We start from the raw sequence: 13,449 nt of genomic DNA, 5'->3' as shown, positions 1-13,449 counted from the left end.
ACGAAATTTCTCTATGCCTTCACTAGAATCTTTTTATCAAGAATATCCCTGTTCGTACAATTCTCCCTTAAATTGCGATCGCCCTTTTCAAACGGCGCAGCAAATCAAAGGTGCGAAGTTTTGCTTGGAATGTGGTTTTCTAGCAACTTTACCACAGGAGGCTGAGATTAAAGGCACTCAGGGTACTTATCAAATAAATACTTATTTGGGTGTGCGGGGTTTAGGCCGTTTATACTCAGGTATCCAACTCAAAGATAAACAGCCTGTCATCATCAAAGAATATTTATTACCCAGTCGTTCTTTTAATGAAAGCGAAACGATAAAACGCAAAGAAACTTTTAAAAGAGTAGGTGGAGTAAGTTTAGCTGATAGTCGAATTCCAAATTTTCGCCTTGTGGAAACTAAAGAAGCGATCGCTGATGATAAAGGAGAACGCTGCTATGTCATCGCTAAAGGAATAGACTCATCCCACACTTTAAGTAAATATATCATTGAAAAGGGAGCAATGACATCAAATCAAGTGCGGGAATTTCTCAATCAAACACTACAAACTCTCCAATTTCTTCATACACAAAAACTGCGTTTTCCTTCCAACCAAGTACAACTCGGTTTAACTCACGGCAACATCAATTTAGATAGTATTTTAATTAAATTAGAAAGTCATCAAAAATTTTCTATATATTTTTGCGATTTAGCTATCTGGGAAAACTTATTTATTCCACCCGTTCTTCCTCAACCAACCCCCGCTAGACCAGAACAAGATTTACAATCTTTAGGAATGGTAGCCTTTTATTTATGGGTAGGAAGAACAACTAATTTATCTTCTAACCAGCCTTTAGATCCTAGAGACAATCAACAATGGCCAGATACAGATAATCATTTAAAACAATTTATTTATCGTTTAATAGGTTTAGAAACTCCTTTTGCAAGTGCAGAAGCGGCTCGTCAAGCACTGTTACAACTTCCCAAAGAAGATAATGCTAATAGTTCAGTGCGTTCTTCTGCTTCTGTTGAAGTCGAAAAGCGTTTACCAATACCGTTAATTTTATTACTAGGAATCCTGGCTTTTTTACTAATAGGTGGAGGTATTTGGTATTGGCTTTCGTCAGGTAAGAAAATCAATGAGCCTAATTTGGCTCTATGGCGTACACTTGTGCGAAATTTTTCAGAAGTTCCCAATCTTCCTTCAGGAAATTTTACTTATACAGGAGAAAAAGAAAGTACGTGGAGTTTTATTTTAACGCAACCAGTAGACGACAGCCGTTTAGGAAATTTATTGGTTCAACCCAGACCAGATGCAACAGCAATATATAATTATGAATCGGTTTTATCAGCAGATATAAATAATCCAATTAAAAGTATAGAAGAAGTACAAACAGGGAAAAAAGACTTTGCAATTACTAGTTTAGAAAATCAGATTACAAGCCAGTTAAAAAAAGAACAAATAGCCTATGATGGATTAATTGTCTTTGTCGCATTTAATAAGCGAGACTCAAATCTGGCTAATGCTCTGGGAGGACAAATCAGCCTTGAGCAATTGCGTCAAATTTACACAAGAAAAATTACTAATTGGCAACAAATTAATTCTAAGCTGCCCAATCCTTTAGAAATCAAACCTTTTGCTCCCACCGAACCGGAAGCGATCGCTAAATTTCAAGAAATAGTTTTGAAAAATAATCCCCAAGACAAAGCTTTATTTGCAGCGAAAATTCCGAAACAAGATACCACAAAAACCCAAAACCAGATACGTAGCGAGACTTTAGAGGGACGAGCTACCGGGATTATCAGTTTTGGGATTATCAGTAAAACGTGGAAACAGTGTAGTGGTTATCCCCTAGCGATCGCTAATGGTAACAACCCTAGCCAACCTTTGTTTCAAAAACGCGATCGGCGCTCCATTAATCCCTCAGATGACTTGTGTCAGCATGATGATTATTATGTTGATGTTACTACTTTCCAAAGCTATCCTTTGGGATACCCTATTTTTGTAGTGTACCCTCAAGACAGTAACCGCCTGGCTGGTGGTTCTACATTTGCCCGGATGCTAACAACTCGTCAGGGCCAGTGTTTACTTAGCAAAGTAGGTCTTGTCGCTTTACAACCTATGCCTGATGATATAAATTCCTATGCCTGCAAATCGGTGCCCTAATCCTAGTTGCGAATATTTTAACCGCGCCCTGCCTAACAATGCTAAGGTTTGTCCCTGGTGCTCAACTCCCATAGGTAATGTAGTAACTCCTACATCACAACCACCTATTCAGTCACAGCCCAGTCAACCACCCATTCAACAACCGCCCATTCAACAACCACCCATTCAACAACCGCCCATTCAACAACCACCTAGCCAGTATCAGCGAACAGACCAACCTAACTACCAAGTTCCTCAACAAACCCCTGTAGATTATTCAACAGTCTATCAGCAACGAGTTCCTTATCCACCAACGCCTCCTGTTTATACCCCCCCGCCTCAAAGAGCGCCAGTTTTAAAGCTGATTCATACCACGGGTAGAGAATTTAACCTCGTTGGTGAGGGAGGTTTTATTGGTCGTCGCAGTCAAAGCCCAGGAATAGCGCCCCCAGAGATTGACTTAACCGGTATTCCCCATGAGGGAATAGTCTCTCGTCGTCATGCACGAGTGGATTGGGACTGGTCGCAAAATGCATATATGATTGTTGATATGAGTACAAATGGTATTTATTTAAACAACAATCTTCTAACTCCGGGAATGCAATATCGCATACTAAACGGCGATTCGCTGAAATTTGGTCAGGATAATCTAGTTAATTTCACTGCTTATGTAATGTAACATTAAGATGTTAATTTTCAAGAATCAGAGAGTGCATTAGTTTTGCAAAAGTTCTTAAATTTGATGGGGTAGTTGGTGGTTTATCAACTGCCCTTCAATTTTGGAGCAGGGAACAGGCAAGGGGCAATGTACAAGCATTTAGGTAAGGCTGGTACTCTTGCCTACATAGATGCTATTGAACGGAAGGTTCAGCCGTCTCTGCTGTAGGAGCTTAGCTCATAAAGGCGGGATTTGGTCAATAGCGATCGCCTCCGACAGTTCCACCATCGCTACAGCCAGCCACGAAAATACTGTGAAATTTTGGAGTCGTCAAGGCAAATTGCTATCAGTCCCGATGGAAGTGTTCTAGCTTCAGGGGGTGATGATAACACGCTCATTCTTTGGAACTTGCCCCAAATTCTCAAGCTAGATACACTGACTTATGGTTGCAAGTTGGTACAGGATTATTTGAAAACTAACACAGCAGTTGAGAACGGCGAAACTCCTGCACAGTTGCTGCGCGATCGCTCACTCTGCAATCACTCTCGTAACTAGACAAAGATGCAAGAACAGTTAAGAAAAACGGCGTTGCATAAATGCGGGATGAATTAAGATTTTTGACGAAGGCTAAAGGTAGATTCTTTGCGCCTTTGCGCCTTTGCGTGAGGTAAAAATCATCCCTAGATTCAGCAATGCCAGAAAAACTTAATCACGGCAGACAAGATAGTTTTTCCAATCCCCAATCCCCCATGCTCAATGTTTACCATAAGAAAAAAGGTTAGTGGGAATCTTTCATGAATTTATTGACCTACATGATGCATTTAGTAGGTTCTGGTGCTTTTGCCTACTACAGTGCTGCTCAGATCCGTGACTCTAAAACTCGCCCTAATATCCTTGCTGGGTTTCAGTTAGCGGAATCTGGTTCTGTGCCTTTTTTGACAGCACTGAGCGAACGCGCCGCAGCAGAGGGCGATAAATGGTTAGCCGAAAAGCTCAAACATCACGCGTCAGATGAAACTAGGCACGGTCAAATTTTTGCTCACGGTTTAAAACAACTCAATAAACAGGTTATAGATTTTAAAAGTCAACCCCAAACCACATCTACAGATAAATCACAACAGCAGCGTAGTCCATTTTTTGCAGCCTTCTTTGAAGGTTACACCTCTGAACAACTAAAACCTGCTGTTATTGGCTGGAATGTCTTCATGGGTAGCACTTACATTCTGGAGTTAGATGCTAGCAAAGACTTTGCCAGGATGGCGAATGCATTACCCGATGATGAATCGGTTTCTCGCAACTTAAAACTGGGAATTTTGAGTGTCGCCAAAGATGAAACTACTCATGCTGCTTATCTTTATGAAGCAATGACACGGCGAATGTCTCTTAGCCAAGTACAAAAGCTTATAGATGAGTGGCGTACTCGCAAAGTCAACGCGACTTTTGCATTTGCTAGTAATCTGTTACAAGGCAAATCACCAAATCGTTCTCTAGTACAAGATAGTATGCCTTCACAAAAAGATTCTCAACTGATTGAAACGTGAGTTCGACGGTTCATTAGGTGTCCATTTAGCTAGACATAAAAAACCTCTCCCTGGCTTGAACTTAAGGGAAAAGGGTAAAGGTTTTTTCTTTCCCCTTTTCCCCAAAACCCGACAAGTATTGGGAAAAGGCTGTCAGAGCCTAATTAAAGCAGTTGATTCGCTAACGCTAAACTTTTGTGTTTGAAGCACAATGCTGTTTGCTCATCTCGCCTTTGCTAAATTGCGATCGCTATCTCATTCAAGCAATTAGCTGAAAATCACCCTGATGCTGAACTTGAGATAGTCGCAACGGAGAAACGAGGTCAGGATAAGTTTCTGCTGACCAATAATTATTTTCCCCTAGTTTTCCCCGATTGTTTTTTAATCTAAAAACATCGACTTATGGAAACGACTTATAAATTAAACCTTAAGTAGGGTGTATAACGGCTTTAGCCTAACGCACTCTACAAAAATTATAAAAAGGTATGGGCAAAACCCATTCCTTTTAGCGTTAATAGTCAACAATCAACAGTTTACCTATCCTATGAATGGAGATACAAAGTTCTTTCTTATATTTGGTTCAATCTTCGGTAGTGTTGGCAGCATAATTGCTGTCACGGGCATCATTATTGGAATTAATACCCGTTCTTTTGTGTCTGCGGCTATTCCAGCACAAGGAACAGTTATAGAGTTGGAGCAACGTCTTTCATCACCTGATAGTAAAGGGTATCGGTCTTATGTCTACTATCCAGTCGTGCAATTTACTACCCGTTCTGGTGAATCAACTGTTTTTGAATCAAATTCAGGTAGCAGTCCACCACAATTTGCTAAAGGTCAGCAGGTAGAAGTTCTATACAGCCCTGATAACCCAGATTCTGCACAGATCAACTCCTGGCTAAGTTTATGGTTTTTACCTCTAATGTTGGGCGGCTTAGGATCGAGTTTCGCTTTGGTTGGAGGAATTGTAATATTTAAGTCGCTTTTAGGTTTGATGAGTTCTAAGAAGATGGTTTAAAAGAGAATTAATACTATCATCCCCTCCACCACTTCCGCTATCAACGCAATGTAGTGTAATACTAGCCAACAAGTTTTGGAGGATTTACAGATGAAGATTTTTGTCGCCGGGGGAACAGGCGCGATCGGTCGCCCAACGCTCAACCAATTACTTGCCAGAGGACACAATGTTGTCGCGCTGACTCGCACCCAACAAAGAGCGCAGTCATTAGCGGCACAGGGAATCGAACCAGCGATCGCAGATGTATTCGACGCAGATGCAGTTAAAGCAGCGATCGCCCACGCTCAACCGGAAGTCGTGATTGAACAACTCACCGCTCTACCCAAAACTTACAGCCGCGAATCCATGAATGCGACAGAGGCTCTAAATATGCGGATTCGGTCGGAAGGCGGTGGCAATGTGCTGGCGGCAGCAAAGGCAGCAGGGGTGCGCCGTTTCCTAAAACAGTCGATGGCCTTCTGGGGAATTCCCGGTGCTGGATTGGCAGATGAGGAAACCCCGTTATCGGTTGATGCCTCAAGAGCTGTTGCCGCAGATGCTCGCCTCGTCATTGAGACTGAACGTCGTTTACTCCAAACGCCCGATTTGGAGGGAATTGCCTTACGCTATGGTTTCTTCTACGGCCCCGGCACCTGGTTCAACCCGGATGGCGATGTCGGGCAACAGGTACGGCAGCAACAATTTCCAATTGTGGGCAATGGTGATGGTGTCTGGTCGTGGATACACATTGAGGATGCAGCGATCGCCACCGTTGTAGCAGTAGAGCAGGGCAATCCTGGGGTTTATCTGATTGTCGACGATCGGCCTTTAGCAGTGCGCGAATGGCTTCCTGCCTTTGCTCGATTTCTGAATGCTCCCCCACCACCGCGAGTATCAGTTGAAGATGCTCTAAAAATGGAGGGTGGTGCAGATATTGTTTACTACCAAACTCAGATGCGAGGTGTATCAAATGCCAAAGCAAAACGCGAACTGAATTTTCAGCCGCGATCGTTGGAATGGGTGGTTGACACTACCGTGGCTCTTGGGTAAGGGCAAACCTGCCACCTGCCTGAGCAGCATGGTTTCATCGCCAATTGACTGCCTCTGAGTATGAAAAAATTTGACCAGTAATTTTAACAACATTGGAGAACAATTATGACTCAAGCAAAGCATCTGCTGATCCCACCCCTTCCACCCTGGAAGGGAAACTGGCTCTATTACGGAAATTAACGGGACTTAAACAAAAATTAAACTCAAATAAAGCCCAAACTAGCTTTGTAAGCAGCATCCCCCTAAATAGTGTCTAAACTCTCTTTTTTGCGCTTTGTGAGTAAACACATCATCAAATCGTTGACACCATCTTTCAAAGCATGGGGGCATGGCTGCGGGGGTAGTTTCTTTGATGAACTTTTTTCAACGTGAAAGCTATGCTGAGATAGCATTATAATCTTTTTTACTTTCCTGTTTTGTTTAAGTCCCGTTACTTGCCGCCCTGTAATCTAACCCTAGCAACCTTTAAACAACTACAAAATTGTTGTTGGTTAATGATAAGCCAGCAGTAACTAAAGCAAATTGTACCTTGTTAAACGCACCCGCACTACCATCTCGGTCAAAGAACAATGCACCTGTAGTCGAGTCATAAATAAATCGCTGACTACTAGTACTTGCAGATGTTCCAATGGTAAACTGACTCGCCTGAAGTGAGCCTTTTGATAAGCCGCCACCAAAATTAAAACCATATACCTGGATTAGTTCATTAGTAGCGTTGAAGTCATAAATAGTGTCAACACCCTCATTGTAATTATTGAAACCAAAGGTATCGATGCCAGCTCCTCCAAAAAGGCTATCATTACCGTTTCCACCACCATTAAGGGTATCATTGCCATTGCTCCCAACAATCGAGTCATTATTGTCCGTACCTGAGATCTTTAATTGTTCGATATTATTGTAGTTAACCCGATACATACCCACTGTAATTGAGCCAGTGTTAGTAGTAGCATTGAATGTCGAAGTAATTCCCCCAGCAGTAAAGTTGTAAATGGCGAACAACGAATCATTACCATTACCTCCATCTACTGTTTGAATCACTAAATCAGGCAGGTCAGTATCTACGGAATTGGTGATTAGATTGAAGGAGTCATTGCCATCGCCGCCAGAGAGGAGATTATCGCCTGTTGAACTGCTAAAGCTCAAGTTATCGTCACCAGCACCACCTTCTAGGGTATTATTACCAGAGGGGCGAGAGTCAGAGTAGTCGGTGTAGTCGCCAGAGATGTCAAGATAATCATTGCCATCGCCTCCAATAAGCAGGTTGTCACCTTTTGAACCACCAGCATTCAATGTATCGTCACCTGCACCTCCATCAAGGGTGTTATTGCCTAAAGAGCGATAGTCGGAGGTGGAGTAAGATTGGTTGGAGTAGCCGCCAAAGATATCTAGAGAATCATTGCCATCGCCCCCAATAAGCAGATTATTGCCTTTTGAACCCTTAGCACTCAATGTATCGTCACCTGTACCTCCATTGAGGGTGTTATTGCCTAAAGAGCGAGAGTCGGAGGAGTAGTCACCGTTGGTGTAGTAACTGCCAGTAAGGTCAAGAGAATCATTGCCATCGCCGCCAAGAAGCAGGTTCTTGCCTGTCGAAGCCACACCATCCAATGTATCGTTACCTGCACCTCCATTGAGAGTATTATTGCCTGTTGAACCCCTAGCGCTCAATATATCGTCATCAGTACCACCATCAAGGCTATTATTTCCCGCACCGCCAATGAGAGTATCATTTCCTGCACCGCCAATGAGAGTATCATTTCCGGCATTACCTCTCAAAAGATCGTTACCACTTAAGCCGTTGATGATATCGTCACCCCCCTGACCATTCACCACATCATTGGAGTTGTCAAAACCCGTAATGTTGTTGTTGAGGTCATTAAGGAAGGTAACAGTGTTTTTGTTCAACAGGCTAGTTTGAGTAGAATTAGCATCAAACACATCAATACTGTCGCTGATGCCGGTTTGTCCAGCAAACAGGATATTCTCACCATTGAGGTTTTCTAGTTGGAAATTTTGGAGAATGACTTTGCCAGTATTGTTATTAGATAATTCTTCAAAGGTGATTTCTAAATTGTTACCGTTTTGAGTTAATTGCAGATTTTGAGCACTGAATAGACGGAAGCTAGTGTTATCTATAAATTCCAAAGTGTCTAGGGAGGCATTGAAATCTGTGATTATATCAGTACCAATTTGATAGCCGCTCTCTAACAAGTCGTAAACAAATTTATCATTGCCGGAACCACCAGTTAAGGTGTCGTTACCCTTCCCACCTTTTAGGACATCATTACCTGCACCGCCAATAATCGTATCATTACCGTCATAGCCCCCAAAGAGCGTATCGTTGCCATTGTTCCCCAAAATTTTGTCATCGAAGTATGTACCAGAGATATTTAATCGTTCGATATTCTTGTAACTAACCCGATTACTGTCTGCGGTAATTACTCCAGTTTTAGTAGTGGCATTGTATGTCGTCGTAATACCTGTTGTATTACTGAAATAATCGACGGACAGCACATCGTCACCTTGACCGCCATCGATCGTATCATTGCCAGCACTGCCTGTAGAGAGCGTATCATTGCCACTGTTGCCCACAATCTTGTCATTGTAGGCTGTACCTGAGATATTTAATCGTTCGATATTCTTGTAGGTAACCTGATAAGTGCCTGCGGTAATTGAACCAGTATTAGTAGTGGCATTGTATGTCGTTGTGATTGCACCTGTAGCATCTTTGTAGCTAGCAGACACTACATCGTCACCCTTACCCCCATCTATTGTATCTTTGCCACCATTGCCTGTGGAGAGTGTATCGTTGCCATTGCTCCCTAAAATGTTGTCATTGTACTGTGTACCTAAGATATTTAATCGTTCGATATTGTTGTAGCTAACTTGATAATTGCCTGCTTTAATTACTCCAGTATTAGCAGTGGCATTGTATGTCGAAGTAATTCCTTGGTTAGCAATACTGCCATCGACAGACAACAAATCGTCATCTTTTCCTCCATCTACTGTTTGAGTTGCTAAATTATCAAAGGATAAAGTATTTAGATAAAAGGAATCATTGCCATCGCCACCAGAGAGTAAGTTATTGCCTGTTGAATACTCAGCACGCAATGTATCGTTACCAGTGCCACCGTTGAGGGTGTTATTACCTGAAGTGGCATCATAATCATTAAAACTGTAGTACTCAATAAAATAGCCAGAGATGTCTAGAGAATCATTGCCATCGCCACCAGAGAGTAGGTTATTGCCTGTTGAATATTGAGCAAGCAGTGTATCGTTACCAGCGCCACCGTTGAGGGTATTATTACCTGAGGAGCTAAAACTATAGTAAGATCTATAACCATCAACCCCAGACACTGAGAGCAAATCATTGCCATCGTCCCCAGAAAGTAATCTATTGCCTTTTGGAGTCAGAGCAAGCAATGTATCGTCACCAGCGCCACCGTAGAGAGTGTTATTACCTGAGGTTGCAATATAACTGTATCCGCTGTCAATACTCAGGTAAGAGGCGTCAAGAATATCATTCCCATCGCCACCAAAAAGTAAGTTATTACCTTGTGAAGCCTGAGCGCTCAATATATCGTTACCAGCGCCGCCGTTGAGGGTATTATCGCCACCTGAAGAGTCAACTTTTAAGGTATCTTCACCAGCACCACCAACAAGGGAGTTATTGCCAGTAACCTCAACGAGGGTGTCATTTCCCAGACCGCCAATGAGAGTATCATTCCCCGTACCACCACGCAGCAAGTCGTTGCCACTTAAGCCATCGATTTTGTCATTACCCCCCTGACCATTAATGACATCATCTGAGTCATCTAAACCTGTAATGTTGTTGTCCAGCTCATTGAGAAAGGTGACTGTGTTCTTGATGCCGATGCTCGTATCGGTAGAATTGGCATCTAGAACATTAAAGCTATCGGTAATGGTAGTTTGTCCATCAAAGATAATATTGCCAATAGCTGGCCTACTACCAGAAGCTTTCAAGTTATCCAAATCTTCTAGTTTGAAGTTTTGCAAGATGACTTTTTTAGTAACTGGCCCTAAAACTCCCCTTTCAAAGGTAATTTCTAAGTTTGTGCCATTTTGGGTGAGTAGCATATTTCGTGCAGTCAACCCTTCCCCATTAAATTGGATGGTATCAACTTCAGCAATAACTGATGCTGTTGGGTTTGTTCCTTTACCTACACCACCGAAATCAGTAATAATATCAGTCTCATCAGTACTATAGACAAAGTAGTCATCGTAAAAAAATGTATCCTTACCGCCCCCACCTGTTAAGGTGTCTTTGCCTCCTCGACCATTAATGACATCATTACCAGCTTTGCCATTAATTGTGTCGGCGTCGCTACTACCATTTAGGGTATCGTTTGCGTTGGTTCCAATGATATTTGACATAACTTTTTCCTACCTGAATCGATTTTTGCGGTAAATGAAGTTCTCAAGTTGCTGTGAGTGCTGTTTGAGCGCACAAAAATTCGCCGAAAGATGATGTTTTCGGTATACCTGATATAACCTTGAAAAATTAGAATTTTTTGATGACAAATCTCCTTTTAAGTTATTTGCAAGTAGTATTTATCCAACTATTAAGGATTATCTGCGTTTTAAGTGCCGTACAAATTTGTGAGGATGTAGATTCACAAAAACAACTAGTTTCACAGTTGTTTCAAACATCCTCCATTAGTAGTATTGACAAGCATTTAGCGTAGACATTGCTGAACAAGAGTTGAAAAGCCAAGGTGCAATGCCCCAAACCAAAATTCGAGCGTTTGGTTGGTTCAATGCCTAAGTCGTACTAGTTTGAAAATAGGGAACACTTTACAGGGATAGGAGCAATAATCTCAATACCTTTTTAGCGGGCGATCGCCTTCGGGTATTTCGCTGACGAACAAGAAATATAGCAATCCGATTTGATTCCTGAATTACTCGTAGAGACTAGGGACTGGCGACTGGGGACTGGGAAGAAGGAATAAAGGAGTACTGAGTTTTTTTCAAAAATCAAATATGAGTATTATATCTCAGATAACATCATACTAACTCAATCTAGAATATTTACTTACATTTGTAGATTTAGACAGATATCTTTGCATATTCTTTATATTCATTGCTAATAAATCTATTCATAAGCACTGAACTTTGTATATGCTTTATATTTTCAAAGTCAATTTCCAACTAGCTCATTAAAACCCCCGACCGCGAGATAAATTCTTGAATCTGGTAAACTGATGGTCAAACAAAAGCTTGACCGTGCCAGTAGGGCCATTGCGTTGCTTGCGAACGATCGAATCAGAAATGCCACATCTGGGGTATCTGGGTTATACAATTCTTCGCGGTAGAGCATGATGACAACATCACTGTCTTGCTCAACAGCACCACTTGACTGTAGATCGCTCAGTATGGGGCGTTCATCATTGTGATGTTGAACTTCACGTTCTGAAGGGGTGGCAAAGGGGCTGAAGGCAAGGAAATAGAAGAGTGTGACCGTTTTAGAGTAAAAAAAGATAGGTCAGGTATTCTCAACAAGACCTACAAATGATAATGTTACCTAATTCTACCAAAATTGCTTTCAAAATCTACTAACACTGACACAATACAAGATGCTCTCAATCTTGATAATGCTGTTGCAATTTCATAAAATAGCTCCTGAAGATCCTGGGGATGACTAACAACTAAAGTCTCTATATTAGCCCTGTAAACAACAATTTGATAATAATAATCAAAAACTGGGGAAGGAGGCAAGCGAGGCTTGCCTCCTTCCCCAGTGCTCCGCTACGATTATCATTTTCATTAACAGATTTTTGAGTATTTTAGCTGATTGACAAAATGCATTTTTTCTTAACCTGTCACGGGTGGTCATAACGACAATTTTCAACACCAACCTAGTTACTCTGAGGAAAATGTTAGAGCCAGATTAAACTAAAAGTATGAGAATTGGTACTCATAGAATAAATGTGTTAGGTGTAAGAGTAGATGACAGTTAATAATGGATTGATTCTTACGCTCTTTGTTGTGATTACAACAAGTCTAGCTCTTGGCTATGGTTTTGGTGTTAAAGCTCGACGTTTACCCTTTACAGCAGAAATTGGGTATAGCCAGAAGCAATGGCAATTTCTCCAATGGTGGGTCAAGTTAGCCTTAGTTACCGGAATTTTGTTACCTATCTGCTTGTTAGTTCTGGCTTGGAGGCAACCATCTTCATGGGTATTCTGGGGGAGTTACTTATTGATAGTAGCGGTACAGCTCATCTGTGAATATGTGTTTAGTCGCTGGCTGGTGCCAAGTGTTGTTGTACCCATTGGTTTTTTCTACACAGCTTTTCGGTTGTGGCAACTGCTGGATGGATTCACGCAATTAACATTTTCCTATTTGACATTGGTGGGTTTTAGCATTGTTGTGTTGTTTTGGGTTGCTAACTTAGTAATGTTGATGGTAATGCCCATTCCAACGATCTTTGTAGCTTCGGAGTCAATTTCCCAATAAAGATTCAACAAGTGAGAAAAGTGTATGTTGAGTCATGATTGTCAGACTGCCAGCATTTTGAACAATTCCATAAAAAACAAAGTACTTTGGCAGAAGGCAGCACGTTCTTGTTGACTTTGCCGACCTTCGCACAAACAAACGCGGGGACTTCACTCCTGGGACATTGCTAAAGGTAGCAGGTGGCGAATAATACGTTAATTAGGGGAAAATATTTCAGGGCTATCACTAGTATTAGATTAATAGGTAGTTATAATCCAATGATTACAGCACACAAATAGCTTGGTGTGCTTTCAGCAAAAGAGCGTGACAAGATCAGATAAAACCAAACTCCCCTCACACTTGGGAGGCGGTTTGCCAAAAAACAGTATAAATGACGACTTGAATGCTGTCGGCGGACGCACGTTGACTCTCAAGTGGCATCTTGTATTACTCGTAGCAGGGGCTTTACTGCCAGTTGTCCTTTTCGCTGTTGTTGTTGTACACAGACTCTCGCTCAACGAGCGTGCGGCATCAGAGCGTCGCTTGGTTCTAGCAGCACGTAATCTTACTCAAGATGTAGAGCGCGAAATCTCTACCACAACCAGGACTCTCCAAGCACTGGCAGCGTCTGAGCGCCTTGACA

General features: G+C 41.9%; 9 protein-coding genes and 1 pseudogene. 8 read left to right on the top strand and 2 right to left on the bottom strand.

The genetic code is table 11. The features are described from left to right. The first annotated feature begins 13 nt into the window (after nt 1–13). The 7 genes from H6H03_RS26625 (at nt 14) to H6H03_RS26600 (ending at nt 6,350) form a co-directional block, all read left to right on the top strand. Nucleotides 14–2,149, top strand: a complete 2,136-nt coding sequence (locus H6H03_RS26625; RefSeq protein ID WP_190958062.1) for a substrate-binding domain-containing protein — start codon at nt 14–16, stop codon at nt 2,147–2,149. Next, entirely contained in the window at nt 2,127–2,807 is a 681-nt protein-coding gene (locus tag H6H03_RS26620; RefSeq protein ID WP_190958061.1) for an FHA domain-containing protein, read from the top strand. The genes H6H03_RS26625 and H6H03_RS26620 overlap by 23 nt, the downstream gene beginning before the upstream one ends. Before the next feature lie 169 nt (nt 2,808–2,976). Then, nucleotides 2,977–3,156, top strand: coding sequence for a hypothetical protein (locus H6H03_RS42100; RefSeq protein WP_390842904.1), 180 nt, complete (start codon nt 2,977–2,979; stop codon nt 3,154–3,156). Continuing rightward, on the top strand, nt 3,108–3,341 hold the full coding sequence (locus H6H03_RS26615; protein WP_390842903.1) for a hypothetical protein: 234 nt from the start codon (nt 3,108–3,110) through the stop codon (nt 3,339–3,341). The genes H6H03_RS42100 and H6H03_RS26615 overlap by 49 nt, the downstream gene beginning before the upstream one ends. A gap of 239 nt (nt 3,342–3,580) precedes the next feature. Further along, nucleotides 3,581–4,327, top strand: coding sequence for a ferritin-like domain-containing protein (locus H6H03_RS26610; RefSeq protein ID WP_190958059.1), 747 nt, complete (start codon nt 3,581–3,583; stop codon nt 4,325–4,327). Between the two features lie 523 nt (nt 4,328–4,850). Further along, entirely contained in the window at nt 4,851–5,321 is a 471-nt protein-coding gene (locus H6H03_RS26605) for a DUF3592 domain-containing protein (protein WP_190958058.1), read from the top strand. Nucleotides 5,322–5,411: 90 nt separating this feature from the next. Further along, nucleotides 5,412–6,350, top strand: a complete 939-nt coding sequence (locus H6H03_RS26600; RefSeq protein WP_190958057.1) for an NAD-dependent epimerase/dehydratase family protein — start codon at nt 5,412–5,414, stop codon at nt 6,348–6,350. 465 nt (nt 6,351–6,815) lie between these two features. Here the strand turns inward: H6H03_RS26600 and H6H03_RS26595 are convergent, their stop codons facing one another. Beyond that, the gene (locus H6H03_RS26595) at nt 6,816–10,745 is read right to left on the bottom strand and encodes a beta strand repeat-containing protein (protein WP_190958056.1); all 3,930 of its coding nucleotides are present in this window, start codon (nt 10,743–10,745) and stop codon (nt 6,816–6,818) included. Nucleotides 10,746–11,527: 782 nt separating this feature from the next. Beyond that, a pseudogene (locus tag H6H03_RS26590) lies at nt 11,528–11,751 on the bottom strand (DnaB-like helicase C-terminal domain-containing protein); the annotation flags it as partial. Nucleotides 11,752–12,317: 566 nt separating this feature from the next. On the opposite strand from H6H03_RS26590, the gene H6H03_RS26585 reads away from it, so the two are divergent. Further along, on the top strand, nt 12,318–12,827 hold the full coding sequence (locus H6H03_RS26585; protein ID WP_190958055.1) for a hypothetical protein: 510 nt from the start codon (nt 12,318–12,320) through the stop codon (nt 12,825–12,827). Nucleotides 12,828–13,449 lie beyond the last annotated feature (622 nt).

The sequence above is a fragment of the Nostoc paludosum FACHB-159 genome (assembly GCF_014698835.1).
In the GTDB taxonomy this organism is placed as follows: Bacteria; Cyanobacteriota; Cyanobacteriia; order Cyanobacteriales; family Nostocaceae; genus Nostoc; species Nostoc paludosum.
Note: the sequence above shows the minus strand (reverse complement) of the source record. Positions and strands in the feature narration are given on the sequence as shown.